This is a genomic window from Dermatophilaceae bacterium Sec6.4, assembly GCA_039636865.1.
In the GTDB taxonomy this organism is placed as follows: Bacteria; Actinomycetota; Actinomycetes; order Actinomycetales; family Dermatophilaceae; genus Allobranchiibius.
The window spans coordinates 3,639,707-3,665,240 of record CP144172.1; the positions used below are offsets into that span (position 1 = coordinate 3,639,707).

A 25,534-nucleotide genomic window follows, 5' to 3' on the forward strand; every position below is an offset into this window, starting at 1 on the left:
GCTCCCATCGCATACAGAACTGCGGATTGGTCGAGACCCGGCCAGGACCGGAACACGACTTGATCTCACTGTGCCACAGGAATTCTCGCTATGGGTGAGCTGGGAATTCGGTGATAACGCCCACCGCGTGCGGCACCCTGCGCCGGATGAGGCTGAGCCCCTGGGTGCTAGATGGGGCTGCCGGTGATCGCCAATCGTGGCAGTCGCCCGGTTTTTGCCGACTTGCGGCGAAGGTCGACCGTGACCACCCACAGCAGGAATACGTGGTGTCGCAGGGGCACTGAGTCCACCAACCACAGCTGTCGCCGATCGGTCAGCCTGCCCGCACTCTCGCTGCGACCGAGCACCTGTTTGTCGAGAGAGACCTCGAGGGATCGACCGGACCCTTTGAGGACGTAGACCCCGGCGGCGGTCTGGACCTCCCAGCGAGGGAACAGCGCGCCGTGTTTCTCTGCGGCCATACTCGGTTCATCCGGCTCGCTGGACCCCGCGCAGGCCCTGGTCGCGAGGATGTCGCCACCGAACGCCTTGGTGAAGGCCCATTCCTGCCCGTCGAAGCGGGCGGTGGCGCGCTCGCGCATCATCGTCTCGTCGAAGTCGCCGATCTGCTTGCCGTTCAACAGCAGCCGGTTATCGCCCCATCCGCTGCCCCACGTCAGCACACGTTGATTCATGACGAAGACGGCGTCGTCAGGCGGGGGCAGCGAAGTTGAGACGGGCAAAGACAAGCGCCTCCGCCAGGTCCAGTTCGCGCTCGGCCTCGTCCAACTTGCGGGTGCTGACCTCCAGCACGATCGACCCCTCGTACCCCTGCCCCGCCAGCGTCTCCAGGAACTGGGCACACGGCTGAGTGCCGCGCCCCGGCACCAGATGCTCGTCCTTGAACGATCCCGAACCGTCCGCCAGGTGCACGTGCGCCAATCGCTGCCCCAACGCCTCCTGCATCGCCATCGCATCCGACCCGGACGTCGCCGTGTGCGACAGGTCGAGCGTCACGTGCGCGTAGTCCAGACCCACCGGATCCCACCCCGGCAGATACGCCTGCATCTCCCGCGCGCGCGCCCGCCACGGGAACATGTTCTCCACCGCCAGTTGGATATCTGTCTCTTCCTCCCGCTGCGCGACACCCTGCACGAATTGCGCCGCATAGTCCCGCTGCCACCTGAACGGCGGGTGCAGCACGACCGTGTCGGCGCCGACCTCCTGCGCCAACCGCACCGAGTTGTCGACCTTGTCCCATGGCTCGGTACCCCAGATTCGTTGCGTGAGTAGCAGCGTCGGCGCATGAATCGATACGACCGGCAGTTGGTAGTGATCGATGAGACGCAGCAGCGCGCCACCCTCCTGACTCACCGGGTCGTTCCAGACCATTATCTCGACCCCGTCGTATCCCAGCCGGTCGGCCAGATCGAAAGTGGCTGCGACGCCCAGCGGGTACACCGAGGCGCTGGACAGCGCGATCTTGGCGTTCGGAATCCGACTGATGCTCACTGCTCGGTGTCCCACCCGTTGATGGTGTCGAGGCGGCGCAGAATGACGCCCTCGCGCAGCGCCCACGGGCACAGGGTCAGTTGCGACACGTTGAGCAACTCCATCGCACCCTCGATCACCATCGCACCGGCCAGCATCTGGGCGGACCGACTCTGCGACACACCCGGCAGGTCGGACCGCTGCGCGGCGCTCATGGCGGCCAGCTTCGGCACCAGCGCGGTCAGGTCCGATCGGGTGAGCGTCCGCAGCACGTACGGGCCCTCCTCCTTCGGCGCAGCCCCGCAGATCCGCGCCAGCGACCGGATGGTCTTGCTGGTGCCGACCACCTGATCGGGACTACCCACCCGCGACACGTCACGCAGGTTGCGCGCGATCTGGGTGCGGATCCGTTTGCGCAACTCGCGAAGGTCTTGCGGCGACGGGGGATCCCCGTCCAGTGACCGGGTGAGACGTCCGGCACCCAACGGCAGGCTGATCGCGGCGTCCGGCACCTCATCCAGTCCGTTGGCCAATTCCAGCGATCCCCCGCCGATGTCGATCATCAACAACCGACCGGCCGACCACCCGAACCAACGGCGTACCGCGAGAAAGGTCACCGACGACTCCTCCTCACCGGTCAACACCCGAAGGTCCACCCCGGTCTGCTTCAGGACGGTCGCCACCACGTCCTCGGTGTTGGGTGCCTCACGGACAGCGCTGGTCGCGAACGCCAGCAACTCCTCGGCGCCCTGGTCCTCGGCGATCTCCTTGCACTCGGCGATGAATCCGACCAGCGCATCGACACCGTCGGGCGCAATGTTGCCGTCGGGGTTCGTGTGCTCGGACAGCCGCAGCTCGCGCTTGTGGGAGGCAGCCGGGATCGGGTGAGCGCCGTAGTGGGCATCCACCAGAAGCAGGTGAACCGTGTTCGAACCCACATCGATCACTCCGAGACGCATGTCGTAAAACTAGCCCGCCGCCGATCAGCCGGTGAGCACCATCCACTGTCGGCCGTCCAGGATCTCGCGCACAGCGTCCAGATGCCCCGCGTGGCACGATGTCTCGACCATCACGTGCAGCATGATCTCGCCGAGGTCATCCATCTGCCAGTCACCGAACAACTCCGTTGGCCACCATGCCGGGCCGGCACCGACCGGCGTGCGTGCGATGACCGCGTCGGAGCGGGCGATTGCCGCCCGGTACCGATCGACCATCCGCACAGCGGGCACGTCCAGCGGCACGACCCAGGCATTCGGCGCGTTCGCGAGGTCATAGTTCTGCCCGGCAACGACCGCGGTGAACCAGAAATCCTCCACATCCATCGCGAGATGCGACAGCATCGACGCCGCTGACCATCCGGACGCCAGCACCGGCTGCCGCAGCTGTTGTTCGGTCAGCCCGTCGACGATGCCGAGCACGTGTCGCCGCTGCGCGTGCAGGTAGTCCAACAGCAGGTCACGTCGCTCGTCCGCTGCTCGGGTCATGGCGACAGTGTGCCCGTCATCACACCCATTAACATCCCTATGTGAGCGAAACGGGTCCGGACATCGCGCGGAGCTGGGTCGAATTCGACAATCCGGACGAGCCCAACGAGCGGTTCCGCTGCGACCTGACGTGGCTCACCTCGGACTGGACCTGTATCTACGGCCGTGGCTGCGAGGGGATCTACGCCGGTCGACCCGACGACGGGTGCTGCACCCTCGGCGCGCATTTCTCCGACAAGGCAGATATCAAGAACGTGCGCCGCGCCGTCAAGGAGCTCGGCCCCGACGAGTGGCAGTTCCACGATGCGGGCCACAGCGATCTCGGGTGGCGCGAGAAGGAGGACGGGGCCACCAAGACCCGCGTCGTCGACGGTGCCTGCATCTTCCTGAACAGGCCCGGATTCCCGGCCGGGGACGGCTGCGCACTGCACCAGCACGCCGTGCTGACCGGTGTACCGCCCCACACGATCAAACCGGACGTGTGCTGGCAGCTGCCCCTGCGACGTACCTTCCGTACCGTCGAACGCACCGATGACACGTCCTACCTGGAGGTCTCCATCGGCGAGTACGAGCGCAGCGGGTGGGGCCCGGGCGGGCATGACCTGGACTGGTACTGCTCCTCCAATCCGCAGGCGCACGTCGGCACCGAGCCGGTCTACGTGTCCGAATCGGGTGAGCTGCGGCATCTGATGGGTGATGCGGGATATGACCTGCTGGCCACCCACTGCGAGGCGCATCTGGCGCTCGTGGCAGCCGCCTCGGCAATGCCCGGCCACCGCTCGCTGCTACCCCTGCTGATGCACCCGGCGACGCTGGCTGCGCGCGGCTGTCGGTAGCAGCACCTACCGTCCTGCGTATGCCGTCCGCCACGACCCGTCGCAAACCGCCCGCGCCGAGCTACCGCTGCACCGAGTGCGGCTGGACGGCGATCAAGTGGGTCGGGCGGTGCGGGGAATGTCAGGCCTGGGGCACGGTGGAGGAAGTCGGCCAGGCCGGGGTCCACACCACCGCGGCAAGCGTGCTCGATCGGCCCGCTGTACCCATCGGTGAGGTCGACGGGTCGCAGGCGACTGCCCGGCCCACCGGAGTCAGCGAATTCGACCGGGTGCTGGGCGGCGGGCTGGTCCCCGGCGCCGTCGTCCTGGTTGCCGGCGAGCCCGGCATCGGCAAATCCACCCTGCTGCTGGATGTCGCCGCGCGCGCCGCGCGCACCCCGCGCAAGGTGCTCTACGTCAGCGGCGAGGAATCCGCAGCCCAGGTGCGGGTACGCGCCGAGCGCATCGAAGCGCTGGCCCGCACGCTCTACCTCGCCAGCGAGACCGACCTCGCGACTGTTCTCGCGCAGGTCGACCAGGTCGCTCCCGAGCTGCTCATCATCGACTCCGTGCAGACGATCGGGTCCGCCGATCTACCCGGCGCCCCCGGCAATGTCGCGCAGGTCCGCGAGGTCGCGGCAGCGATCATCCAGGTCGCCAAGCAACGCGGTATCAGCGTGCTGCTCGTCGGGCACGTCACCAAGGACGGCTCGATCGCCGGGCCTCGCGTGCTGGAGCACCTGGTCGACGTCGTCATCCAGTTCGAGGGCGAACGGCACTCCCGCCTGCGCCTCGTACGCGCCGCCAAGAACCGTTACGGGCCCACCGACGAGGTGGGGTGCTTCGACCTGTCCGACGTCGGCATCGTCGGGCTGCCGGATCCGAGCGGGCTGTTCCTGACGCGCCGCGAGCAACCCGTCCCGGGTACCTGCGTCACCGTCACGCTCGAGGGCCGCCGGCCGCTGGTGACCGAAGTGCAGGCCCTGATGGTCGAGGGATCGCCGGGTAACCCGCGCCGCACGACCAGCGGCATCGACTCTTCGCGGGCGGCGATGATCCTGGCAGTGCTGGACCGCCGCGCCGGTCTGCCGGTATCCCGCAGCGACTGCTACCTGTCCACTGTCGGCGGGGTGCGCCTGAGCGAACCGGCCGCAGACCTGGCGATTGCGCTCGCCATTGCCAGCGGTGTCATCGACCGCCCGGTCGGCAACGACACCCTCGCTGTCGGCGAGGTCGGCCTGGCCGGTGAGATACGCGCCGTGTCCGGGGTCGCCCGACGGCTCGCCGAGGCCTGGCGCATCGGTTTTCGCAACGCCGTCATCCCGGCTGGTTCGCTCGCGGGTGAAGCCGCGCCGGAGGGTATGCGGGTATTCGAAGTGAACGACGTCTCAGAGGCCGTCCGCCTCATCGGAAACGCTGACCTTCGCGCGAAGCAATAGATCGCGCGAAGCAGTGGAAATACTGCAATAGAATTCGGCCTGTGCCATCCCCCGAGGAACAGCTGATGCGCGAAACGCTGGCTGACGCTGCCCCCGGCACTCAACTACGCGACGCCCTGGAGCGCATCCTGCGCGGTCGCACCGGTGCATTGATCGTGGTCGGTAACGACGAGGTCGTCGAATCCATCAGTACCGGCGGCTTCCCCATCGACATCCCGTTCTCCTCGACCCGGGTACGCGAGTTGGCCAAGATGGACGGCGCGATCGTGCTGGACTCCAACGTCAGCCGGATCATCAGTGCGGCCGTCCAACTCGTGCCCGACCCGACCATCCAGACGCGCGAATCCGGCACCCGGCACCGCACGGCGGAGCGGGTAGCGAAGCAGACCGGCCTACCCGTCATCTCGGTCAGTCAGTCGATGCAGACCATCGCGCTCTACGTCGGCTCGTTGCGGCATGTCATGGAAGGCTCCAACGCGATCCTGTCGCGTGCCGGCCAGGCCCTGCAAACCCTCGAGCGCTACAAATCCCGCCTCGACGAGGTGGCCCGCACGCTGTCCGCGCTGGAGATCGAAGACCTCGTCACCGTCCGTGATGTGGCGACCGTGCTGCAACGCCTGGAGATGGTGCGCCGGATCAGCGAAGAGATCGCGGAGTACGTCGTCGAGCTCGGTGTCGACGGCCGGCTGATGTCACTGCAGTTGGACGAGCTGGTCGGCACCCTCGCGCACGACCGGGAGCTCATCGTGCGTGACTACCTCGAAGTCGCCGGCGAAGAGGGCGCGATGGATGCCGCCCTGGAGCGGCTGGCCGACATCACTTCGGTCGACCTGTTGGACCTGCAGGCCGCCGCTGGGGCGCTGGGTTACGCACGAATGGCGGACCTGCTCGATTCGGCGGCTTCCCCACGCGGCTACCGGCTGTTGAGCAAGATCCCTCGCCTCCCCGGGCCGATCGTCGACGGTCTGGTCGAGCACTTCGGCAGTTTGCAGAAGCTACTCGCAGCCGATTTCGAGAACCTGAGAGCCGTCGACGGAGTCGGAGAGCTACGCGCCCGCTCGGTGCGTGAGGGGCTGTCCCGACTGGCCGAGAACAGCATCCTTGAGCGCTATGTCTGATTCAAGCGGTGCCTGAAACTCTGCACGAGCCGATCCTGGCCTGGTACGCCGAGCATCAACGCGACCTGCCCTGGCGCACGGCCGGCGCATCACCGTGGAGCATCTTCGTCTCCGAGATCATGCTGCAACAGACCCCGGTAATACGGGTGCTCCCGGTGTGGACCGACTGGATGACCCGCTGGCCCACCCCTGCCCACCTCGCCGCTGCGGCGCCCGGTGATGCCGTGCGGCACTGGGGCCGCCTCGGCTATCCCCGTCGTGCCCTGCGGCTGCACGCCGCCGCCACCGTCATGGTGAGCCGCCACGACGGCGCCGTTCCGGCAGACCTGGATCAGTTGCGTGCCCTGCCCGGAGTCGGGTCGTACACCGCTGCTGCCGTCGGGTCGTTCGCCTTCGGCATTCGCTGCGCGGTCGTCGACACCAACGTGCGACGTGTACATGCCCGCGCAATGACCGCATCCGCGCAGGCCGCGCCCGCGCTGACGGCGGCCGAGTCCCGACTCGCGGAGGCCCTCCTGCCCCGGGAGGACAGCAAGGCAGCGATCTGGAATGTTGCGGTGATGGAGCTGGGCGCGCTCATCTGCACCGCCGGTTCACCTGACTGCGAGCGCTGCCCTGTCGCAGATCGGTGCGCGTGGGTGAGCGCCGGGCGACCGGAATACGACGGGCCGGTAAAACGATCGCAGCGGTGGAAGGGCACCGATCGGCAGGTGCGCGGCCTGCTGCTGCAGGCGCTGCGCGACGCGGACGGCCCGGTGCACCAGACACGCCTGGATCTGGTCTGGGCCGACCCGGCCCAGCGCGGCCGCTGCCTGGTCGGCCTGATCGAGGACGGCCTCGTCGAGCCGTTGCCCGATCGGACCTACGCCTTACCTGGCTTCTAGGCCAGGGCCACCAACGCGCGTTGCACCGTCTCCTGCGGCGTGTCCGCCGCGTGCACCACGATGCCCGGTTCGTCATCCTGCAGCGGCTCCAAGGTCGCCAACTGCGACGGCAACAAGGAGGGCGACATGTAGTGGTCGGTGCGCGCGACCAATCGACGCTCCAGCTCCTGCACCGGCACGTCGATCAACACGAACTGCACGCCCGACCGGCCTTCCCGCAGTAGGTCACGGTAGGTACGTTTGAGCGCCGAGCAGGTGATGACCGCGCTCTGTCCGGCCTGCTCTCGCGCAGAGATCCAGGCGCCGATCTCGCGTAGCCACGGCCAGCGGTCGTCGTCGGTGAGCGCGACCCCGCGAGCCATCTTCGCCACGTTCTCCTCGGAGTGGAAGTCGTCGCCCTCTGCGAACGTCCACCCCATCTCCTGCGCGATTCCCCTGGCAACCGTTGTCTTGCCGGAACCCGAAACCCCCATGACGATGACACAGCGCGATGACATAAACCTGGACTGTAGTCACTGGTAGCACTTGGTCGCTCCCACACACGTCGTCCCTGGTAGGTTCTTGCGATTGTGTCTGTCGCGCTCGCCCCGTACGGGCGCATCTTCCTCGCGGGCATCCGACAGCAGGCGACCTACCGACTCGCGATCCTCGGCGGACTGGTCGCCAACATCACCTTCGGCCTGCTCAAGACGGCAATTCTGCTCGCGACGGTGCGCGCCGGTGGTGGATCACTGCAGGGGTACACCGCGGCCACGATGGCCTCCTACGTATGGCTCTCTCAGGGCCTGCTCGGCTCGATCAACCTCAACGGCCGCACCGATCTGGCCGACCGCATCAAGTCCGGCGCGGTCATCACCGACTTCCTGCGACCCATCTCGGTGCAGTGGGCGGCCATCGCCGGCGACGTCGGCAAGGCCGCCTGTGCACTGCTGCCACGAGGTCTGCCCAGCGTGCTGGTCGGGATCGGGGTGGTCGGGATGGCGGCTCCCCCGACCGGGCTGGCGTGGGTGCTGGGCCTTTTCAGTCTGCTGCTGGGCATCACCATCTCCTGGGCGAGTGTCTACGCGCTGGCGTGCGCAGGGTTCTGGCTGGTCGAGACCCGGGGTCTGCAGACCCTCTACATGATGATCTCCGGCTTTTTCGCCGGACTTTTCGTGCCGATCTCGCTCTTTCCGCACTGGTTGCTGATTATTGCCACAGCCACGCCGTTCCCCTCGATGCTGCAGTACCCGGTGGATGTGCTGATCGGGCGTGGCGGAGCCGGCCTCGTGCTCGCCCAGCTCGGCTGGCTCGTGGTCGTGGGCGGCACAGGTCACCTGCTGACCGAGTCCGGTCGGCGCCGACTGGAGGTGCAGGGTGGCTAGCGCCAGGGTGCTGAGTGCCGGCCTCTCCCGCGCGGCCGAGCCATACCGTGCCGTGCTGGCCTCCCGACTGCGCGCGCAACGCAGCTACCGCAGCAATTTCGTGTTGGACTGTGCCAGCTCGTTCCTGGTCAGCTTCGTGGAACTCGCCGAGGTGTGGGTGCTCTTCCACGCGGTCCACTCACTCGGCGGTTTCGACTTCCGCGAGGTGCTCCTCGTCTTCGGACTCGCCGATTTCGCCTTCAGCCTGACGGACATGGTCTTCGGACACTGTGACAACTTGGCGCAGTTCGTCCGCGAAGGCACCCTGGACACGTTCTATCTGCGCCCCCAGCCGCTGTTGTTGCAACTGATCACCAGTGACATCTCGCTACGCCGTCTGGCCCGCGCCGCCGTGGGTCTGCTCTGCATCGTGATCGCGCTGGAGTTGAACGACATTGCCTGGACGCCGGCCCACGTCGGGTTGCTGGTGCTCACCCTCGTCAGCAGTTTCGCGATCTTCTCGGCAACCTTCGTCTGGGCCGCAGGCATCCAGTTCTTCGTGATCAACGGCGCCGAGCTGACGAACTCCTTCGTGTACGGCGGTCGGTATGCCGCCACTCAGGTCGCCTCGGTGTGGAGTCGCCCGATCAAGGTGGCCTTCGGTTTCGTCATACCGATGGCATTCACCGCATACCTACCTGCGTTGTTACTGCTGGGCAAGACCGGCCCGGAATGGCTGCCCGCGTGGCTCGGCTGGTGTACCCCCGTCGCAGCTCTCGTAGCCTGGGCAATCGGGATGCTGCTCTGGCGCACTGGTGTACGCCACTACCAGGGAGGCGGCGGATGAGAACCCCACGAAGTTTTCCTCCCCCGCTATGCTCCCCCGAAAATACTTCGCGAGGCCCCCGGAAATGACAGTGCGCAATCCGATCATCGAGACCCACGGACTGACCAGAACTTTCACCCGTCGCGGCCGCGGGCTGACCCGCACCACGCTGACCGCCGTCGATCAGCTGAGCGTCAGCGTGCAACCGGGTGAGTCGGTGGGCTACATCGGCGCGAACGGCGCGGGAAAGTCCACCACCATCAAGATGCTCGTCGGCATCCTGGTGCCGACGTCGGGCACGGTGGCTACCTGCGGCCTGAACCCGCTGCGCGAGCGCCGGGCGCTGGCCCGGCGTATCGGCGTGGTCTTCGGTCAGCGATCTCAGTTGTGGTGGGACCTGCCCGTCCGCGAGTCCTTCGCGATCCTCGCCTCGATCCACGGGCTGTCTGCGCAGCAGCGGTCGGCCCGCACCGCTGAGCTGGTCGACCAGCTGGAAATGGACGAGTTCCTGGGCGCGCCCGTACGTCAGCTCTCGCTCGGTCAACGGATGCGCGCCGAAGTCGCTGCCGCGCTGCTGCATTCACCGGAGCTGGTGATTCTGGACGAGCCGACCATCGGCCTGGACGTGTTGTCCAAGCAGCGGTTGAGGGAGTTCCTGATCCGCGAACGCGCGGAGCACGGCACCACCCTGCTGCTGACCACCCACGACATGGGCGATATCGAGCGGTTGTGCGAGCGCGTGCTGGTGGTCGATCACGGCGCGCTCGCCTTCGACGGCAGCCTCGCCGGCCTGTCCGCCACGGTGGACGCCCGTCGGGTGCTGGTCGTCGACCTTGCCGAGCCGACGAAACCCCTGACCGACATCGCGGGCACCACGCATCTGGACGCGCAGAGTGGCGGACTGCGACAACGGTTGTCCTTCGACTCCGCCACCACGACCGCCGCACAGGTCCTTTCAGCGGTGTCGCAGCGGGCTGAAGTCCGTGACCTGGCTATCGAAGAACCGGACATCGAGGACGTCGTCCGCCAGCTGTACCAACAGTCACGCCGATGAGTGGGAACCGATGAATCTGCGCACCAGCGTCTACGTGATCGTCGCGCTGATCCCACCCGGGCGCGTCGTGAGTTACGGGGACATCGCCGGGATGCTCGGTATGTCGCCGCGGATGGTGGGGCGTTACCTGGCCCTGTCACAAGGCGCGGACCTGCCCTGGTGGCGGGTGGTCAATGCCGGTGGCGAGCTGCCCGCCCACGTACGCGAACAGGCACTGCAACATTGGCGGGACGAAGACATCGAGCTGAAGCCCAACGGCTGCGGGGTGCCGATCAGGCGGTACCGCGCCGATCTTGCTCAGCTCGCCGATGCCGCCGAGGCAGCGCTCGGCCCACTCACCGGCATCGACGACTTCACCGGGTGAACTCAGTCAACGGTCGCGACGAACATCCTCGAACCCGGCGGGGCGATCTGCTGGTAGTCCGCAGCCGTCGCCTTGCCCTCATCCGAGGCCAGCGCGGCCTGCATTGCGGCGTCGTCGGTGAAATAAAGTTCGGCCATCCGGTGATAGGTCTGCTCGCCTCCGTCAGCCGCCCCCACGAAGAGGGCGCCCTCCCAACGTTGCAGGCCAGGGACGGTGTCCACGAGCGGCCCGTGCTTGCCGAGGTAGTGCTCGTCGAACGCTTCGGCGTCGTCGGGCTGGGTGTAGAGGACAACTAGTTTCACCGTCATACATGGCACCCTAGGCCGCTGGACGCGGGCACGTCTCGCACCTTCGCGATCCGGCCGAACCCTCCTCAGAGGGTGAGCAGCATCCGGGTGTTGCCGAGGGTGTTGGGTTTGACCCGATCCAGGTCCAGGAATTCGGCAACGCCCTCGTCGTAGGACTGCAACAACTCCAGGTAAACGGCTGGATCGACCGGATCGCCGTCGATCTCGACGAAGCCGTGCCGAGCGAAGAAGTCCACCTCGAAGGTCAGACAGAAGACCCTGCTCACCCCCAGCTCACGCGCCTGAGCGATCAGGTTGCCGAGCATCAGGTGACCGACACCCCGGCCCTTCATCGACGGGTGTACGGCAATGGTGCGTACTTCCGCGACGTTCTCCCAGATCACGTGCAATGCGCCGCACCCGAGGACCTCGCTGCCGCTCTCGGCGACGACGAATTCCTGCAGACTCTCAAAATATGCCACGGGCGGCTTCGAAACGATCGCGCGCGTCGCGACGTACGGCTCGATCAGCGCGCGGATGGCGCCTACATCGCGGACGCGCGCCGCGCGCAACACCATTGGTGTTGCGCGCGGCGCGGTCGTCGGTGGGTCGGCCTGACTCATCAGTCCTTGTCGAGGTCGACGGAGTGACCGCCTGGGGCGGCACCGGCCGGTTCTGGCGGAGCATCCGGAGCCTTCGGCTTGGGCGAACCGGCGAAGGTGAACTTCGCTTCCTTACCCTCACCTTCGACATCCACCAGGATGATCTCGCCGGATCCGATCTCCCCGTAGAGGATTTTCTCGGACATCATGTCCTCGATCTCGCGCTGGATCGTGCGACGCAACGGCCGGGCGCCCATCGCGGGGTCGTATCCACGCTTGGCCAGCAGGTCCTTGGCGGGCTGGGTCAGCTCGATGGCCATGTCCTTGTCCTTCAGGCGGACATCGAGCTTCTCCACCATCAGGTCGACGATCTGGACGATCTCCTCCGGGCTCAGCTGCGGGAAGACAATGGTGTCGTCAACGCGGTTGAGGAACTCCGGGCGGAAGTGCTGCTTGAGCTCGTCCTGCACCTTCGCGCGCATCCGGTCGTAGTTGGAGGCGTGGTCGTTGCCGGAAGAGAATCCGAGCGAGACGCCCTTGGAGATGTCCCTGGTGCCCAGGTTGGTGGTCATGATGATCACCGTGTTCTTGAAGTCCACGGCCCGACCCTGGGAGTCGGTCAACCGGCCGTCCTCCAGGATCTGCAGCAGGCTGTTGAAGATATCGGCGTGTGCCTTCTCGACCTCGTCGAACAGCACCACCGAGAACGGCTTGCGACGCACCTTCTCGGTCAGCTGGCCACCTTCTTCGTAGCCGACGTAACCGGGAGGTGAACCGAACAGCCGCGACACGGTGTGCTTCTCGGCGAACTCGGACATGTCGAGGGTGATCAACGCGTCCTCGTCGCCGAACAGGAACTCCGCGAGCGCCTTCGCGAGCTCGGTCTTACCGACACCGGTGGGACCGGCGAAGATGAACGAACCACCGGGACGGCGGGGATCCTTCAGACCGGCGCGGGTACGCCGGATTGCCTGGGACAGGGCCGTGATCGCGTCGTCGTTGCCGACGACCCGCTTGTGCAGCTCGTCTTCCATCCGCAGCAGCCGCGAGGATTCTTCCTCGGTCAGCTTGAAGACGGGGATGCCGGTGGAGGCCGCGAGCACCTCGGCGATCAACTCTTCGTCGACCTCCGCAACGACGTCCTGGTCGCCGGACTTCCATTCCTTCTCGCGCTGTGCCTTGGCGTTGATGAGGTTCTTCTCATCGTCGCGCAACGACGCGGCCTTCTCGAAGTCCTGCCCGTCGATCGCCGATTCCTTCTCCCGACGTACGTGGGAGATCTTCTCGTCGAACTCGCGTAGATCCGCGGGGGCGGTCATCCGGCGGATACGCAACCGGGCGCCGGCCTCGTCGATCAGGTCGATGGCCTTGTCCGGCAGGTGCCGGTCATTGATGTAGCGGTCGGCCATGTTGACGGCAGCTACCAGCGCGGCATCGGTGATCGTGACGCGGTGGTGCGCCTCGTAGCGGTCGCGCAGACCCTTCAGGATCTCGATGGCGTGCGGGATCGAGGGCTCCATGACCTGGATCGGCTGGAAGCGCCGCTCCAACGCGGCATCCTTCTCGATGTGCTTGCGGTATTCATCCAGCGTGGTCGCGCCGATGGTCTGCAGCTCACCACGAGCCAACATCGGCTTCAGAATCGAAGCTGCGTCGATGGCGCCCTCGGCGGCACCCGCACCGACGAGGGTGTGGATCTCGTCGATGAACAAGATGATGTCGCCGCGGGTGCGGATCTCCTTCAGGACCTTCTTCAGGCGCTCTTCGAAGTCACCGCGGTAACGCGAACCGGCCACCAGCGAACCGAGGTCGAGGGTGTAGAGCTGCTTGTCCTTCAGCGTCTCGGGCACGTCACCGCGCACGATGTCTGCTGCGAGGCCTTCCACGACGGCGGTCTTGCCGACGCCGGGCTCACCGATCAGGACGGGATTGTTCTTGGTACGCCGCGACAAGACCTGCATGACGCGCTCGATTTCCTTCTCCCGGCCGATGACCGGATCGAGCTTGCCGTCGCGGGCCGCCTGCGTGAGGTTGCGGCCGAACTGGTCCAGCACGAGCGAACCGGCAGGGGTGCCTTCGGCAGCACCCTGGCCCACGCCCGCACCCTGGGGCTCTTTGCCCTGGTAGCCAGATACGAGCTGGATGACCTGCTGGCGGACCCGCGCCAGGTCTGCGCCCATCTTGACGAGCACCTGGGCCGCGACGCCTTCGCCTTCGCGGATCAGACCGAGCAGGATGTGCTCGGTGCCGATGTAGCTGTGGCCCAGTTGCAGACCCTCACGCAGCGAGAGCTCCAGTACCTTCTTGGCGCGCGGGGTGAAGGGGATGTGGCCGGGCTGGGTCTGCTGGCTGGGTCCGATGATCTCCTGGACCTGCTCGCGGACGGCCTCCAGGGAAATCCCGAGGCTCTCCAGGGCCTTGGCCGCAACGCCTTCACCCTCGTGGATCAGACCGAGCAGAATGTGCTCGGTGCCGATGTAGTTGTGGTTGAGCATGCGCGCCTCTTCTTGGGCGAGCACCACCACACGCCGTGCGCGGTCGGTGAACCGTTCGAACATGTTTACTCCCTTAGGGCTGCTGCCGAAGTACTTCGATGCTATCCGCTGACAATGCCGCGTTGATCAACGCCATAGCGGATGTGTCTGCTCATCACAACGCCACCTACGGGCGACGTGTTCCTCGCAGGCGATGTTCGGGCGCCACGTTCGCCATGAGCGGAACACTTACCTGCCCTTACCATCGTCCCGTGACCGCTCCCGTACTCGTGCGTGCTCTCGAGCGCACTGTCGCCATTGACGCCCCTGACAGCCTCGCCGATGCCCGGTTGCGTCAGCAGTGGTCGCGCTGCCTGGTCGAAGGTGGAGAGCCCGCGCGGGGACATGTTCCCTACCTCGGGAAGTCGGGCGAGAATTCCACCGAATACACCGTGACCTCCGGTGTCACCTTGCAGCTCATCGAGATGCGGGCAGGCGAACTGCTGATGCTGCACGCGGCGGGCATCGCCGATCCGCAGACCGGGGCGGTGACGGCCCTGATCGCGAACTCCGGCACCGGCAAGACCACCGCAGCCCAGCGACTGTGCGCAACCGACTTCGGGTACATCACCGACGAGACCGTTGCCGTCACCGCTTCAGGGGCTGTGCTGCCCTTCCCCAAACCGCTGTCGGTGATCGTCGACGGGGAGGAACACAAGCATCAACACGGACCCGACGAGCTCGGGTTACTGCCTGCTCCCCCCCACCCCACCTTGCGTCGCCTGGTGCTGTTGAGCCGCGACAATGCCCATGAGGGTCCGCCTCAACTGCGACAGGTCGACCTGCTCGACGGCATCCTGGAGATGCTCCCCCAGCTGTCCTACCTCACGAGATTGCCGGACCCGCTGGCGCTGATCGTGTCCCACGTGCGCTCCTGCGGCGGTATCCACCACCTGCTCTACCGCGACATCCAGGACTGTGTCCGGGTCTTGACCGAGCTGGCCGAGGCCGATCCGCAGGTCGAGGCCGATATCGAGCACTTCCCCGGGACAGGTGACGCGGCGGCCGAGGGGTCCGCATCCGCGTCCGCGTCCGCGCAGCAGACGGGACGAATTCGGCGAGGTCACTACGTCGATGCGATCCGTATCGACGACGAGGTGCTGCTCGTCAACGATGAGCGCCCCATCCGATGCACTGGCCTGGGCGCCACGGTGTGGCTGGAAACGCAGACCCCACGGTTGATGCAGGAGTTGCTCCAGGCCTGTATCGAGCAACACGGCGATCACCCGGACGCGGCCGAACTGGTGCAGCGCACCGTCGATGAGCTCACCGATGCGGGAGTACTGACGCGCAGCTGAGCCGGCCGCGCGTTTTCAGCTGGCTTTTTTCACCGTGGCCTTCTTCGCGGTGGCCTTCTTGGCAGTGGCTTTCTTCGCCGTGGCCTTCTTCGCGGTGGCTTTTTTTGCTGTGGTCTTTTTCGCCGTGTTCTGCTCGGCAGTTTCCTTCGTCACGGGCACTTTCTTGGCGGGCGCCTCTCCGCGAGCCGCGCGCGCCCGGTCCACGCTCTGCTGCAGTGCAGCCAGCAGGTCGACCACCTGAGCGGAATCACCGTCATCGGTCTCGGCCGGGGCCGTGACCTCGCCGTCGCTGAGTTTGGCCCGCACCACGTCCTTGACAGCCTGCTCGTAGTCATCGACATAATCTGCCGGCTCGTAGTCACCCGTGAGGGATTCAACGAGCATCTGCGCCATCGCCAGCTCGGCGGGTTTGGTCTCGGCGCCCTCGTCCAGGACCGCGAACTGGGCCTGCCTGATCTCATCGGGCCACAGCATCGTCTGCAGGGCAATCACATTGCCGCGAACCCGCAGCAGAGCGACCGTCATCCTGGTTCGGATCGAAATGGTGACGATCGCCACCCGGTCGGTTTCCTGCAGTGCCGCGCGCAGCAACTCATACGGTTTGACCGCTGACTTGTCAGGCTCGAGGTAGTAGCACTTGTCCAGGAACATCGGGTCGATCTGGTTGCTGGGCACGAACTTGTCGACAGCGATCTCGCGGCTGCTGCTGGTCGGCAGTGCCGCCAGATCTTCGTCGGTCAGCACGACCATCTGACCGTCTTCGGTCTCGTACCCCTTGGCGATGTCGTCGTAGGCCACCTGCTCGCCGTCGACCGAACAGACCCGTTGGTATCTGATCCGACCGCCGTCCTCGCGGTGGACCTGCCGGAACTGCACATCGTGGTTCTCAGTCGCCGAATACAACCGAACCGGCACGTTGACCAGGCCGAATGACACGGCACCTCTCCAGATCGCTCTCACCAGGCAAGATTGCCCCATGCGCCCCATGCTCGCCACCCCTGCGGACCAAGTGCCGCGCGGACCCGCCTGGCAGCATGAGGTCAAATGGGACGGGATGCGGGTCCTCGCGGACGTCAGCTCGGGTGCGTTGCGTCTCACGTCCCGTACCGAACGTGACGTCTCGAGCGCCTTTCCCGAGCTGCTGACCCCCGCCGCGGGCCTGACCGATCTGAGCGATGTCCTGCTGGATGGGGAAGTCGTGAGCCTGCGGGAAGGCCGCCCGTCGTTCGCGGCTCTGGCAACGCGGTTCAACGTAGGTGACACCGCTGCTGCAGCCGCGTTGGCGGTGCAGGCGCCGGTGACCTTGATGGTCTTCGACGTGCTGCGGGCGGCGGGCCGATCCGTCGTCTCGATGCCGCTGGCACAACGGCGCGAGATATTGGACGGCTTGATGCTGCACGGTGCCCGCGTCCAGGTACCGCCGAGCTTTGCCGACGGCGAGGATCTGCTGCGCGCAACCGTCGACCAACGCCTGGAGGGCATCGTCTCCAAACACCTGGGTTCGGCCTACCTGCCCGGCTCGCGAAGTGCGATGTGGCGCAAGATCGTGCATCGCAGCACCGGTTCGTACGTCATCGGCGGCTGGCGTCCGGAGAAGGATTCCCAACGGCTGGGGGCTCTCCTGGTCGGAACTCCCAGCGGTTCGCGGCTGATCTTCCGGGGCCGGGTCGGATCGGGTCTGGCAGGCAACGCGGGCGCCGCGTTACTCGAACAGCTCACCCGACGATCGCAGCTGCACAGTCCGTTCCTGGACCGGTTGCCGAGCGCCGACTCCCGCGACACGCAGTGGGTGGTCCCAGACCTGGTCGCCGATCTGAGCTACCACGGACTGTCCGAGGGCGGCCGGCTGCGGCAGCCTGTGTGGCGGGGTATCCGCGCCGATCTACGCCCGGTCGACCTGGTCGACACCAACACGACTGATATCAACACGACCGATACCGACACCTCACAGGTAGGCGCCGATGGCTGAAACTCAACAGGTGCTGGTGGCCGGACGTCAGTTGAGCATCAGCAACCTGGACAAGGTGTTGTATCCGGCGACCGAGACCACCAAGGGCGAGGTTCTGCACTACTACGCGAGCGTCGCCGACGTCCTGCTGCCCGGCCTGCGTGGTCGTCCGGTGACCCGCGTCCGGTGGCCACACGGGATCGGGGGCACGTCGTTCTTCGAGAAGAACCTGCCCGCGGGCGCGCCTTCCTGGTTACCCAGGATCACGATGAGATCCACCGGCTCGCGCGGCGGTACGGACGAGGTGACCTATCCGCTCGTCGACGATCTCGCGGCCCTGACATATCTCGCGAATCTCGCTGCCTTGGAACTACACGTGCCGCAGTGGCGGCAGATCGACGGTGAGGCCGCGAACCCCGATCGGCTGGTGATCGACCTGGATCCCGGCTCACCCGCAGGCCTGAGGGAGTGCGCCGAAGTTGCGCTGTCGGTGCGGGCGAGATTGGCTCGTCTAGGGATCACCCGCACGGTGCCGGTGACCTCGGGCAGTAAAGGAATGCAGATATATGCGGCCCTGGACGGCACCGCCACCAGTGACGAACTACGTGGGATAGCACGGGAAATGGCGCAGGCGATGACCCGAGAGCACCCTGATCTGGTTGTCTGGCGAATGACCACGTCGATCCGCGCGGGAAAGGTGCTCTTCGACTGGTCGCAGAATACTGCTGCGAAAACTACTATCGCGCCGTACTCGTTGCGCGGTCGAGAGCGTCCAATGGTTGCAGCACCTCGTTACTGGTCAGAGATCTCCCGTCCCGCATCACTTGAACAACTGGACTTCGAGCAGGTTCTGCAACGACTCGAAACAGATGGAGATCTTTTTACATCAGAACTACTTACTAAACCGTAGATATTCCACTCACTGGCCAACGCTGCAATTAATAGCAGAACGACCCGACCCGAAGAATCGGGTCGGGTCGGTAGCTCCGCATCAATCGCGTGGACTCAGCTCAAGCGAGGGGGCTGATCAGGAGTTCGCGCGTGCGTACGCTTCCTGCAACTCACCGGAGACACGACCACGGTCGCTGACCGTGAAGCCGTTCGCACGTCCCCATTCACGCATCTTGTTTAGGTCTTCACGACCGGCTGTCGACGCCGGACGCGCAGGCGCACCGGCGCGTCGCGTTCCGCGCACCTTGCGGGCATGCCCGGTCCACGTCGCCAGGTCGTCACGCAACTTAGTGGCGTTGGCCGTGGAGAGGTCGATTTCGTAATTCACACCATCAAGTGCGAATGTCACTGTCTCTGCTGCTTCGGAATGGTCTAGGTCATCTTCGAGCAGGATCTGCACACGCTGCGCCATTTGGATCTCCTAACGATCACCATGGAGGTCTCATCGACCGCAATTTTCAAAACGACCGATTGTCTTTCAGTCGTTACACAACCATGGTAAACAGCTATTCAGCGATTTTCAAACTTCGCCTGACTTGCACTTCAAATGCACAGTGTGCAGTCAGTTTTTTTCGACACTCTTCGCGTCTTCGGGCGCCACCTGATTCGAGGCCGCGTGCTCTTGATCCCATTTGGCCTGCGCGATACGTTCGCGGCGGTCGCCCTCCATCATGTACTTCAGCACCAGGTACAGCATGAAGAGCAACCCGATCGAGGGTATGAGGGTTTCAACGGCGGGCCACATACTCCAAGGATAGAGCGCCCTCCATTTCGTGCTGCAGCAGCCATATCTTCCGCTCGACGCCACCCCCGAACCCGGTCATCGCGCCGTTCGCGCCGATGACCCGGTGACAGGGCACGACGATCGACAGCGGGTTGCGCCCATTGGCCATACCCACCGCGCGGCTGCTCCTCGGCGCACCCAGCTCACGTGCCACCTGGCCGTAGCTGCGGGTCTGACCGTAGGGAATGGCCCGTAGCCGAGCCCAGACGCCGTGCTGGAATTCCGTACCGGCAGGCTCCAGCATGAGATCGAACTCACGCCGACCATCGTGGAAGTATTCGTTCAGCTGCTCAGCGGCTCGGCGCAGCACACCCCGCGCACTCTCCTGGCGCGTCCCGAACAGTGCCGCATCCGGCTGGTGGCGGTGCTCCTGCATGTAGACGCCGGTCACCGCGCGCCCGTTCGCCACGAGGGTCACGTCACCGATCGGTGTGCCGGTGAGCACGAAATGAGTGGTCGTATTCATGAGATGTCCTTGTCCGGCAGTCGATTCACTTCATGGTCCCCGGTCGCCCACAGATGTTGCACGGCGTACGCACGCCACGGTCGCCATCGACCCGATGCCTGCTCGATGGCACGCGGTCGGTCTTCTATCCCCATCGACCGGCAGGCGACCCGTACCCCGAGATCAGTGCCGGGGAAGGCATCGGGATCACCGAGCGCGCGCATGGCGTAGCACTGCACAGTCCACGGACCGATACCCCGCACCTCGCCCAACGCCTCCAGGGCACCGCTTCGATCGGCACCAACGGTCGTGTCGAGGTCGCCTGCATGCAGGGCCGCGCACAATCTACGGATCGTCTCCCGGCGTGCCGTCGGCATTGCGTACGCCGTGTCGGGTGCCGCCAGGAGCGCTTCGGGGCGCGGGAAGAGCCTGGTCAACCCGCCGACCGGATCGACCAGATGGGCTCCGTACGCCGCTGCGAGCCGCCCTGCGTGGGTGCGCGCGGCCTTGGTGGACACCTGTTGACCAATGACGATGCGGATGGCCATCTCCTGCGGATCAACGGTGCGCGGCACCCGTCTGCCTGGAACCCGACGCACCATGGGAGCCAACAACGCATCCTCGATGAGCGCCGCGTCGATTGCCTCGGGGTCCGCATCGAGATCAAGCAACCATCGGCAACGCGACACAGCGACGCTCAGGTCGCTGAGATCACTGAGCAGCAGTTCGGCCCGCACGTGGTCCGCCTCGGGGCGCAGGCCGACGATCGCCGGCCCGGCGGGTAGATCGAGGGTTCGACGGTAGACCCCGTCGCGCCATTCCTCCACCCCGGACACTCCCGTGGTCGCGAGATGGCCGAAGAGGTTGTCCGGATGGAACGGCCGACGAAAAGGCAACCGCAGAGTCAACCGGTGCCACGGGTCAGAGCCTGACCCGGAGACCTTCGGCCGACTCCCGGCCCGAACCCGCAACGCCGACGGAGTCATGGCGAACACTTCCCGGACAGCGTCGTTGAATGCCCGGATGCTGCCGAAACCGGCCGCGTGCGCCACCTGCGACAACGGCAGATCGGTGGTCTCGATCAGGATGCGGGCGGTTTGTGCGCGGTCGGCCCGCGCGATGGCGAGCGGGCCCGCGCCGACTTCGGCCTGCATCGCGCGTTCCACCTGACGCACGGAGTAACCCAGGCGGCCGGCCAGGCCCGGCACACCGTCACGAGCCACCACCCCGTCGTTGATCAACCGCATCGCGCGGGCTACGAGGTCGGCACGGACATTCCACTCCGGGGAGCCCGGGCTGGTATCGGGTCGACACCGTTTACACGCCCTGAACCCGGCCGCCTGAGCCGCCGCGGCTGTCGGGAGGAAGGTGATATTCCGGGCCATCGGCGTCGTTGCAGGACAGCTCGGACGACAGTAGATGCCGGTGCTCCGGACACCTGTGACGAACCATCCGTCGAACCGTGCATCGCGGGAACGGACGGCACGTAGGCATGCGTCGGTATCGGTCAGCATGTACCCATTCTGCGCGCGATAAAGCCAGATCACTAGCCAGAAAACGACATGTCGTATTTCTGCCAGCGCAGTGAATCAGGCCGTTGGCCGAGCGCCGCCGTCCGGTCCGAGCTCCAGGGGCAGGTTGTCGATCAGCCGTGTCGTGCCGACCCGCCCCGCCACTGCGAGCAGCGCCGGTCCTCGGTACCACTCGGGCACCTCGGTGAGATCAGTCGGATGCACCAGGACCAGATAGTCGATCAACGCGAGCGGTTCGCGTACGAGCACGTCACGGGCCGCCCGCCGTACTGCGGCGGGTCCGATCTGCGCCAGTTGCGCACCGGTATGCAATGCTCTGGACAGGCAGGCAGCGATCTCGCGGTCGGCGGCGGTGAGGTAGCGGTTGCGGCTGCTGAGTGCCAGCCCGTCCGATTCGCGCACCGTCTCCACAGCCACGACCTCGACGGGGAAGTCCAGATCACCGGCCATCCGCTTGATCAGCAACAACTGTTGAGCATCCTTCTGGCCGTAGTAGGCCCGCGACGGACGAACCAGGTGCAGCAGCTTGGCGACGACGGTCAGCACCCCGTCGAAATGACCCGGCCGCGAAGCGCCTTCCAGAACGGCACCCAGGGCGCCTGCCGCCACTCGAACCGCCGGCTCACCGTCGGGGTAGATGACATCCGGTGACGGAGCAAAGACGAGGTCGACCCCTTCGCGGGCACAGATCTGCAGATCGGACTCGACGGTACGCGGATATCGCGAGAGGTCTTCACCGACCGCGAACTGCAGCGGATTGAGGAAGATCGTGACCACAACGTGCTCCACCTCGGCGCGTGCCTGCCGGATGAGCTGAGCGTGACCTTCATGCAGTGCCCCCATCGTCATGACAACGCCGACACCGTCGCCCAGCGCCGCCCGTGCGTGACGTAACTGTTCGCGGGTGTGAGCGACCGCGGGAGCGGTCGGGTGGGTGTCCGACATCATCGTCATTCGCTGGATCCCTCCGGTTCGAGCAACTCCAGCAACGGCTGGATCGATTGCGACGGGGTCAGGCGGACCCGGGCGGCTCGAAGAGTAGTGGCTCGCGCCATTGCGCGGTACGCCACCTGCACGTCCGGTGTCTCATCGGCCAGCACCCTGAGGTGGGTGCGTATCGTCTCGACGTCACCCCGGGCGACCGGACCGGTCAACGCCCGGTCCCCATGCTCCAGCGCGTTGGCCAGCGATGCGCCGAGCAGACCGTGCAGCACCGTGGCGGGCTCATCTATCCCCGCATGTCGCAGCAGCTGCGCGCTCTGGGCCACCAACGTGATGAGATGGTTCGCGCCATGCGTGAGCGCAGCGTGGTAGAGCGGGCGCTGTTGTGCCGTGAGGACCAGAGGCTGCGCGCCCAGGTCGAGGGTGAGGGCCTCCGCGATCAGACTCGCCCCAGGCGAGGCAGTGATCGCCATCGGGATACCGATAAGACGCTCGAAGTCGCGGACGGTCCCGGTGAAGGTCATGGCCGGATGCATCGCGACGGCATCACCACCGGCGTACACCACCGGAGCCAGTATCTCCGGTCCGTGCGCACCGCTGGTGTGGATGACCAGGCGCCCGCCGTCCCAGACACCTGCGGTGGCGAGGGAGGCCACCAGAGGCCCCAGCTCGTCATCCGGGACGGCGACCAGGACGACCTCGGCGCTGCGGGCAACCTGCTCGGGAAGTACCACCGGCACCCCCGGCAGCAGCTCGGCCGCCCGCGCCAACGAGGCAGCACTGACGCCGCTCGTTGCGGTGATCTCGTGGCCCCCGGCGCGTAATGCAGCGCCGAGTACAGCACCGACCCGGCCACAGCCGATGACGCCGATACGCAGGCTGGGCGGAGGCCCCGACATGGTCACGCCACCTGACGTTAGCCGTCCGAGGGCGCAATGTAACGCGCGACCCGTACCGTTGCCGGATGACCTGGCCTGCGTGGGAGACCGCCTGGCAGCAGGCGTTGTACGGCCCTGAGGGCTTCTACCGCAGCCCGGGCGGGCCGGCCCGGCACTTTGCGACCTCGGCACAGGGCATACCCGGCGGCGGCGCACTGCTGGCGCGCGCAGTCGTCAGTCTCGCCCGCTCACACAACGCCTGCACTGTCGTCGATTTCGGTTGCGGCAGAGGCGAACTGGCGGTCGAGATAGCGTCGGTGGCGCCGGATCTACAGGTGGTCGCAGTGGACGTGGTCGACCGGCCGCCCGGCCTTCCTGCCGCCGTCGACTGGGTACGCGCGCCGGGCGGTACCGGCATGTCGTCGGAACTTCGTGCGATTCCCGATGCGCTGGTCATTGCGCACGAATATCTGGATGTCGTCCCGTGTCCTGTCCTGGTGCACGACGGGTCCCAGTTGCGGGTGCTCGAAGTCGACCGGCACGGAGCAGAACGCGTCGGTGCGGCGGCGGATCCTCTGGACGTGGCGTGGTGCGCGGCCCACTGGCCCGGTTGGGAGCGGCCGGGCACTCGCCTGGAGGTCGGTCGACCTCGCGACGCCGTATACGCCGCCTTACGGACGATGGTTGCCAGCGGCGCTCTGATCACCGTCGATTACGGACATCTGCGGGATGCCCGACCGACCGGGGGCACGTTGAGGGGTTACCGGGACGGTGTTGAATGTCGGCCCGTTCCGGATGGCAGTACCGACATCACCGCCCACGTCGCCATGGACACCCTCGGCGCACCGCAACTGCTGCGCCAACTCGACCTGTTCGACCGGCTGGGCCTGCGTCCCCCACCGGTGGCGCATGCGCTCGCCGGCACGGACCCGCCGGCTTACCTCCGCGCGCTGAGCGAACGCGGCGCCTACAGCGCGCTGACCGCGAAGGGTGGTCTCGGCGACTTCTGGTGGACGCTGGAACCGGTCAGCCCGATACCGGCCGCAGCGAGCTGAAGATCTTGTCGATGGTGGCTGTCGGTGGAGTCACCTGCCCTGGCCAGGTGGCCACCGAAATGAGCAGGAACACGGACGTGTCGTTCGCTGAGAAGGCCACCCCCTGAAGAAGCATTGACTTTCCCACTCCGCAATCGTCGCCCAAGGTGCCCTCTGTCACCTTCAGATCACCACGCACCGCCGGTATGTTGCCACCGACGGTGACGGTCTTGGTGGCGAGATCGCCCTGACTGGCATGGGTTGTCTTGTCCTTGTTCAAGCTCGCCGCCGACCCGAATTGCGCCATGATCGAAGTGACGGCCTCAACCGGGTCACGTTTGCCGATATCGATGAAACTCGCGCTTGCCTGAATTCCCCTCGGGTGGCCTGGACACTTACCGGCGTTGTACGCCGCCAGACCCCAGGTGGTCGCCTTACCGAAGACCGTCTCGTTCTTGAAGACGATCGAACCGTCCTGGGTCACCTTCCAGTTCGGCGGAGCATCGTAGGCAGCCTTAATCGTGTTGCGATCGTTCACGAGACCGCCGACGGCCTGCCAACCTGGCACCACCGGGCGCACTTTCAGGGCGCCCGCGACGGTAGTGGTCCCGCTGCTTCCAGATCCCGTTCTGGTCCCATCTGTAGACGGGGTGCTCGAGGCCGTGCCCGCGGTCGATGACGGGCTCGCTTCACCGGAGGAGGACCCCCACGTGGTCGCGATGACAGCCACCACGATCGCCACCACGACGGCAACAATCGCCACGAGGATCTTCACCATCCGCGTGGGGCCTCTGCCGGGTCCGCCGTCCGAGCTGCCGGAAGATCCGGACATCTCGGTGTACCGCTGGTAGTACCGGTCCTGCGGGGACCCGTCCCCTGCGCTGCTGGAATCACTCATCCCCGGCATCCTCCTCTGCTCTGCGACGCGCGCGATACGCCGCCACGTTGGTGCGGTTGCCACACCCATTTTCACAGAATCTGCGCGAGCGGTTCTTCGACAGATCGACCAGCACCCCGTCGCAGTCCTCTGCTGCGCAGAACCGCAACCGCGACAGTTCGCCGGCGCGGACCACGTCCACCATCGCCATGGCCACCTCGACCATCCATCGAGTGGCGAGCGGAGCGTCGGGAGACGTCGCATGCAGGTGATATCCCCATCCGTCGTGCCGGACCAGTTGCGGCAGCGCCCGACCGGCCAGCAGCCAGGTGTTGACCAGCAGCACCACCTCATCCTCCGTGCTGCATTCCCATAGCGCAGCCAGGGTCGGGCGCAGTGCGCGAACAGCGCGCCGTTCATCCTCGTCGTACCCACGCGACCCGGTCCATTGCCACCGCTGGACGAACTGCTCGAACTGCTCTGCATCGAGTAGTTCATCGCTGCCGTCGCCGGCGGATGCGGTTGTGCAGACGAGCGCGGCACCCGACAGGAGTGCCTCTTCAGTGTCATGGCTGAAGATCATGTTGACTCGTGACTCCTCCCACTTGTATCCTGCATCTGGTCA

Annotated in this window: 29 protein-coding genes; 12 read left to right on the top strand and 17 right to left on the bottom strand. The window is 66.0% G+C overall.

Translation table 11 applies throughout. From position 1 onward, the window contains the following. Positions 1–167: 167 nt before the first annotated feature. Genes V3G39_17355 through V3G39_17370 form a run of 4 tightly spaced genes read right to left on the bottom strand, consistent with a single transcriptional unit; the run spans position 168 to position 2,954 of the window. Positions 168–674: a hypothetical protein gene (locus tag V3G39_17355; GenBank protein XAS76386.1), complete on the bottom strand. Its 507-nt coding sequence runs from the start codon at positions 672–674 to the stop codon at positions 168–170. Between the two features lie 16 nt (positions 675–690). Further along, positions 691–1,506, bottom strand: a complete 816-nt coding sequence (locus V3G39_17360) for a sugar phosphate isomerase/epimerase (protein XAS76387.1) — start codon at positions 1,504–1,506, stop codon at positions 691–693. Further along, the gene (locus tag V3G39_17365) at positions 1,488–2,429 is read right to left on the bottom strand and encodes a Ppx/GppA phosphatase family protein (GenBank protein ID XAS76388.1); all 942 of its coding nucleotides are present in this window, start codon (positions 2,427–2,429) and stop codon (positions 1,488–1,490) included. The genes V3G39_17360 and V3G39_17365 overlap by 19 nt, the downstream gene beginning before the upstream one ends. Before the next feature lie 24 nt (positions 2,430–2,453). Further along, complete coding sequence (locus tag V3G39_17370; protein XAS76389.1) at positions 2,454–2,954, bottom strand: DUF664 domain-containing protein; 501 nt, start codon at positions 2,952–2,954, stop codon at positions 2,454–2,456. A gap of 41 nt (positions 2,955–2,995) precedes the next feature. Here V3G39_17370 and V3G39_17375 point away from each other — a divergent pair, with 41 nt between their 5' ends. From V3G39_17375 to V3G39_17390, 4 genes are all read left to right on the top strand, one after another. Further along, positions 2,996–3,790 (top strand): hypothetical protein, encoded by a 795-nt coding sequence (locus tag V3G39_17375; protein XAS76390.1) that lies wholly within the window; start codon positions 2,996–2,998, stop codon positions 3,788–3,790. Between the two features lie 20 nt (positions 3,791–3,810). After that, entirely contained in the window at positions 3,811–5,208 is a 1,398-nt protein-coding gene (gene radA, locus V3G39_17380) for a DNA repair protein RadA (GenBank protein ID XAS76391.1), read from the top strand. 65 nt (positions 5,209–5,273) lie between these two features. Continuing rightward, positions 5,274–6,326, top strand: a complete 1,053-nt coding sequence (disA, locus tag V3G39_17385; protein ID XAS78271.1) for a DNA integrity scanning diadenylate cyclase DisA — start codon at positions 5,274–5,276, stop codon at positions 6,324–6,326. A gap of 8 nt (positions 6,327–6,334) precedes the next feature. Continuing rightward, positions 6,335–7,210 carry an A/G-specific adenine glycosylase gene (locus V3G39_17390; GenBank protein XAS76392.1) on the top strand — a complete coding sequence of 292 codons (876 nt, stop codon included), beginning with the start codon at positions 6,335–6,337 and terminating at the stop codon, positions 7,208–7,210. Here V3G39_17390 and V3G39_17395 read toward each other — a convergent pair. Next, positions 7,207–7,707, bottom strand: coding sequence for a gluconokinase (locus tag V3G39_17395; protein XAS76393.1), 501 nt, complete (start codon positions 7,705–7,707; stop codon positions 7,207–7,209). The genes V3G39_17390 and V3G39_17395 overlap by 4 nt on opposite strands. A gap of 72 nt (positions 7,708–7,779) precedes the next feature. On the opposite strand from V3G39_17395, the gene V3G39_17400 reads away from it, so the two are divergent. From V3G39_17400 to V3G39_17415, 4 genes are all read left to right on the top strand, one after another. Then, on the top strand, positions 7,780–8,574 hold the full coding sequence (locus V3G39_17400; protein XAS76394.1) for an ABC-2 family transporter protein: 795 nt from the start codon (positions 7,780–7,782) through the stop codon (positions 8,572–8,574). Then, complete coding sequence (locus V3G39_17405; protein ID XAS76395.1) at positions 8,567–9,400, top strand: ABC-2 family transporter protein; 834 nt, start codon at positions 8,567–8,569, stop codon at positions 9,398–9,400. The genes V3G39_17400 and V3G39_17405 overlap by 8 nt, the downstream gene beginning before the upstream one ends. Before the next feature lie 64 nt (positions 9,401–9,464). Next, on the top strand, positions 9,465–10,433 hold the full coding sequence (locus V3G39_17410; GenBank protein XAS76396.1) for an ATP-binding cassette domain-containing protein: 969 nt from the start codon (positions 9,465–9,467) through the stop codon (positions 10,431–10,433). Positions 10,434–10,443: 10 nt separating this feature from the next. After that, positions 10,444–10,797, top strand: coding sequence for an MGMT family protein (locus V3G39_17415; protein ID XAS76397.1), 354 nt, complete (start codon positions 10,444–10,446; stop codon positions 10,795–10,797). 2 nt (positions 10,798–10,799) lie between these two features. Here the strand turns inward: V3G39_17415 and V3G39_17420 are convergent, their stop codons facing one another. From V3G39_17420 to V3G39_17430, 3 genes are all read right to left on the bottom strand, one after another. After that, positions 10,800–11,105, bottom strand: coding sequence for an EthD family reductase (locus V3G39_17420; protein ID XAS76398.1), 306 nt, complete (start codon positions 11,103–11,105; stop codon positions 10,800–10,802). Positions 11,106–11,170: 65 nt separating this feature from the next. After that, positions 11,171–11,707, bottom strand: coding sequence for an amino-acid N-acetyltransferase (locus tag V3G39_17425; protein ID XAS76399.1), 537 nt, complete (start codon positions 11,705–11,707; stop codon positions 11,171–11,173). Beyond that, positions 11,707–14,244 carry an ATP-dependent Clp protease ATP-binding subunit gene (locus V3G39_17430; protein XAS76400.1) on the bottom strand — a complete coding sequence of 846 codons (2,538 nt, stop codon included), beginning with the start codon at positions 14,242–14,244 and terminating at the stop codon, positions 11,707–11,709. The genes V3G39_17425 and V3G39_17430 overlap by 1 nt, the downstream gene beginning before the upstream one ends. 188 nt (positions 14,245–14,432) lie before the next feature. On the opposite strand from V3G39_17430, the gene V3G39_17435 reads away from it, so the two are divergent. Then, a complete protein-coding gene (locus V3G39_17435; protein ID XAS76401.1) occupies positions 14,433–15,518 on the top strand; it encodes a hypothetical protein in 1,086 nt (361 codons plus the stop codon). Positions 15,519–15,533: 15 nt separating this feature from the next. On the opposite strand, the gene V3G39_17440 is transcribed toward V3G39_17435, so the two are convergent. Next, entirely contained in the window at positions 15,534–16,505 is a 972-nt protein-coding gene (locus V3G39_17440) for a Ku protein (protein XAS76402.1), read from the bottom strand. Between V3G39_17440 and ligD (V3G39_17445) the strand changes: the two genes are divergently transcribed. After that, on the top strand, positions 16,495–17,487 hold the full coding sequence (gene ligD, locus V3G39_17445; protein ID XAS76403.1) for a non-homologous end-joining DNA ligase: 993 nt from the start codon (positions 16,495–16,497) through the stop codon (positions 17,485–17,487). The two genes, V3G39_17440 and ligD (V3G39_17445), sit on opposite strands and share 11 nt — an antisense overlap. Next, positions 17,480–18,376 (top strand): non-homologous end-joining DNA ligase, encoded by an 897-nt coding sequence (gene ligD / locus V3G39_17450; GenBank protein ID XAS76404.1) that lies wholly within the window; start codon positions 17,480–17,482, stop codon positions 18,374–18,376. The genes ligD (V3G39_17445) and ligD (V3G39_17450) overlap by 8 nt, the downstream gene beginning before the upstream one ends. 117 nt (positions 18,377–18,493) lie before the next feature. Here ligD (V3G39_17450) and V3G39_17455 read toward each other — a convergent pair whose 3' ends face one another. The 6 genes from V3G39_17455 to V3G39_17480 all read right to left on the bottom strand — a co-directional run bounded on the left by V3G39_17455 (position 18,494) and on the right by V3G39_17480 (position 23,019). Further along, entirely contained in the window at positions 18,494–18,829 is a 336-nt protein-coding gene (locus tag V3G39_17455) for an Lsr2 family protein (protein XAS76405.1), read from the bottom strand. A 150-nt stretch (positions 18,830–18,979) separates the two neighbouring features. Further along, positions 18,980–19,162: a lysyl-tRNA synthetase gene (locus tag V3G39_17460; GenBank protein XAS76406.1), complete on the bottom strand. Its 183-nt coding sequence runs from the start codon at positions 19,160–19,162 to the stop codon at positions 18,980–18,982. Then, entirely contained in the window at positions 19,146–19,667 is a 522-nt protein-coding gene (locus V3G39_17465; protein ID XAS76407.1) for a methylated-DNA--[protein]-cysteine S-methyltransferase, read from the bottom strand. Before V3G39_17465 ends, V3G39_17460 begins: the two co-directional genes overlap by 17 nt. Further along, positions 19,664–21,160: an AlkA N-terminal domain-containing protein gene (locus V3G39_17470; protein ID XAS76408.1), complete on the bottom strand. Its 1,497-nt coding sequence runs from the start codon at positions 21,158–21,160 to the stop codon at positions 19,664–19,666. The genes V3G39_17465 and V3G39_17470 overlap by 4 nt, the downstream gene beginning before the upstream one ends. A gap of 75 nt (positions 21,161–21,235) precedes the next feature. After that, positions 21,236–22,132: a pantoate--beta-alanine ligase gene (panC, locus tag V3G39_17475; GenBank protein XAS76409.1), complete on the bottom strand. Its 897-nt coding sequence runs from the start codon at positions 22,130–22,132 to the stop codon at positions 21,236–21,238. Beyond that, on the bottom strand, positions 22,129–23,019 hold the full coding sequence (locus V3G39_17480; GenBank protein XAS76410.1) for a DUF2520 domain-containing protein: 891 nt from the start codon (positions 23,017–23,019) through the stop codon (positions 22,129–22,131). Before V3G39_17480 ends, panC begins: the two co-directional genes overlap by 4 nt. A gap of 65 nt (positions 23,020–23,084) precedes the next feature. On the opposite strand from V3G39_17480, the gene V3G39_17485 reads away from it, so the two are divergent. Further along, positions 23,085–24,053, top strand: coding sequence for an SAM-dependent methyltransferase (locus V3G39_17485; GenBank protein ID XAS76411.1), 969 nt, complete (start codon positions 23,085–23,087; stop codon positions 24,051–24,053). Here the strand turns inward: V3G39_17485 and V3G39_17490 are convergent. Together V3G39_17490 and V3G39_17495 are read right to left on the bottom strand one after the other, a co-directional pair. After that, entirely contained in the window at positions 24,025–24,930 is a 906-nt protein-coding gene (locus tag V3G39_17490; GenBank protein ID XAS76412.1) for a hypothetical protein, read from the bottom strand. The two genes, V3G39_17485 and V3G39_17490, sit on opposite strands and share 29 nt — an antisense overlap. Next, positions 24,923–25,492 carry a CGNR zinc finger domain-containing protein gene (locus V3G39_17495; GenBank protein XAS76413.1) on the bottom strand — a complete coding sequence of 190 codons (570 nt, stop codon included), beginning with the start codon at positions 25,490–25,492 and terminating at the stop codon, positions 24,923–24,925. Before V3G39_17495 ends, V3G39_17490 begins: the two co-directional genes overlap by 8 nt. Between the last annotated feature and the right edge of the window lie 42 nt (positions 25,493–25,534).

Coding starts and splice junctions, on each gene's coding strand:
- V3G39_17355 (XAS76386.1), bottom strand. CDS start 674: ATGAATCAACGTGTGCTGACGTGGGGCAGCGGATGGGGCGATAACCGG.
- V3G39_17365 (XAS76388.1), bottom strand. CDS start 2,429: ATGCGTCTCGGAGTGATCGATGTGGGTTCGAACACGGTTCACCTGCTT.
- V3G39_17370 (XAS76389.1), bottom strand. CDS start 2,954: ATGACCCGAGCAGCGGACGAGCGACGTGACCTGCTGTTGGACTACCTG.
- radA (XAS76391.1), top strand. CDS start 3,811: ATGCCGTCCGCCACGACCCGTCGCAAACCGCCCGCGCCGAGCTACCGC.
- disA (XAS78271.1), top strand. CDS start 5,274: ATGCGCGAAACGCTGGCTGACGCTGCCCCCGGCACTCAACTACGCGAC.
- V3G39_17395 (XAS76393.1), bottom strand. CDS start 7,707: ATGTCATCGCGCTGTGTCATCGTCATGGGGGTTTCGGGTTCCGGCAAG.
- V3G39_17410 (XAS76396.1), top strand. CDS start 9,465: ATGACAGTGCGCAATCCGATCATCGAGACCCACGGACTGACCAGAACT.
- V3G39_17415 (XAS76397.1), top strand. CDS start 10,444: ATGAATCTGCGCACCAGCGTCTACGTGATCGTCGCGCTGATCCCACCC.
- V3G39_17420 (XAS76398.1), bottom strand. CDS start 11,105: ATGACGGTGAAACTAGTTGTCCTCTACACCCAGCCCGACGACGCCGAA.
- V3G39_17425 (XAS76399.1), bottom strand. CDS start 11,707: ATGAGTCAGGCCGACCCACCGACGACCGCGCCGCGCGCAACACCAATG.
- V3G39_17430 (XAS76400.1), bottom strand. CDS start 14,244: ATGTTCGAACGGTTCACCGACCGCGCACGGCGTGTGGTGGTGCTCGCC.
- ligD (XAS76403.1), top strand. CDS start 16,495: ATGCGCCCCATGCTCGCCACCCCTGCGGACCAAGTGCCGCGCGGACCC.
- V3G39_17440 (XAS76402.1), bottom strand. CDS start 16,505: ATGGGGCGCATGGGGCAATCTTGCCTGGTGAGAGCGATCTGGAGAGGT.
- ligD (XAS76404.1), top strand. CDS start 17,480: ATGGCTGAAACTCAACAGGTGCTGGTGGCCGGACGTCAGTTGAGCATC.
- V3G39_17455 (XAS76405.1), bottom strand. CDS start 18,829: ATGGCGCAGCGTGTGCAGATCCTGCTCGAAGATGACCTAGACCATTCC.
- V3G39_17460 (XAS76406.1), bottom strand. CDS start 19,162: ATGTGGCCCGCCGTTGAAACCCTCATACCCTCGATCGGGTTGCTCTTC.
- V3G39_17465 (XAS76407.1), bottom strand. CDS start 19,667: ATGAATACGACCACTCATTTCGTGCTCACCGGCACACCGATCGGTGAC.
- V3G39_17470 (XAS76408.1), bottom strand. CDS start 21,160: ATGCTGACCGATACCGACGCATGCCTACGTGCCGTCCGTTCCCGCGAT.
- panC (XAS76409.1), bottom strand. CDS start 22,132: ATGACGATGATGTCGGACACCCACCCGACCGCTCCCGCGGTCGCTCAC.
- V3G39_17480 (XAS76410.1), bottom strand. CDS start 23,019: ATGTCGGGGCCTCCGCCCAGCCTGCGTATCGGCGTCATCGGCTGTGGC.
- V3G39_17485 (XAS76411.1), top strand. CDS start 23,085: ATGACCTGGCCTGCGTGGGAGACCGCCTGGCAGCAGGCGTTGTACGGC.
- V3G39_17490 (XAS76412.1), bottom strand. CDS start 24,930: ATGAGTGATTCCAGCAGCGCAGGGGACGGGTCCCCGCAGGACCGGTAC.
- V3G39_17495 (XAS76413.1), bottom strand. CDS start 25,492: ATGATCTTCAGCCATGACACTGAAGAGGCACTCCTGTCGGGTGCCGCG.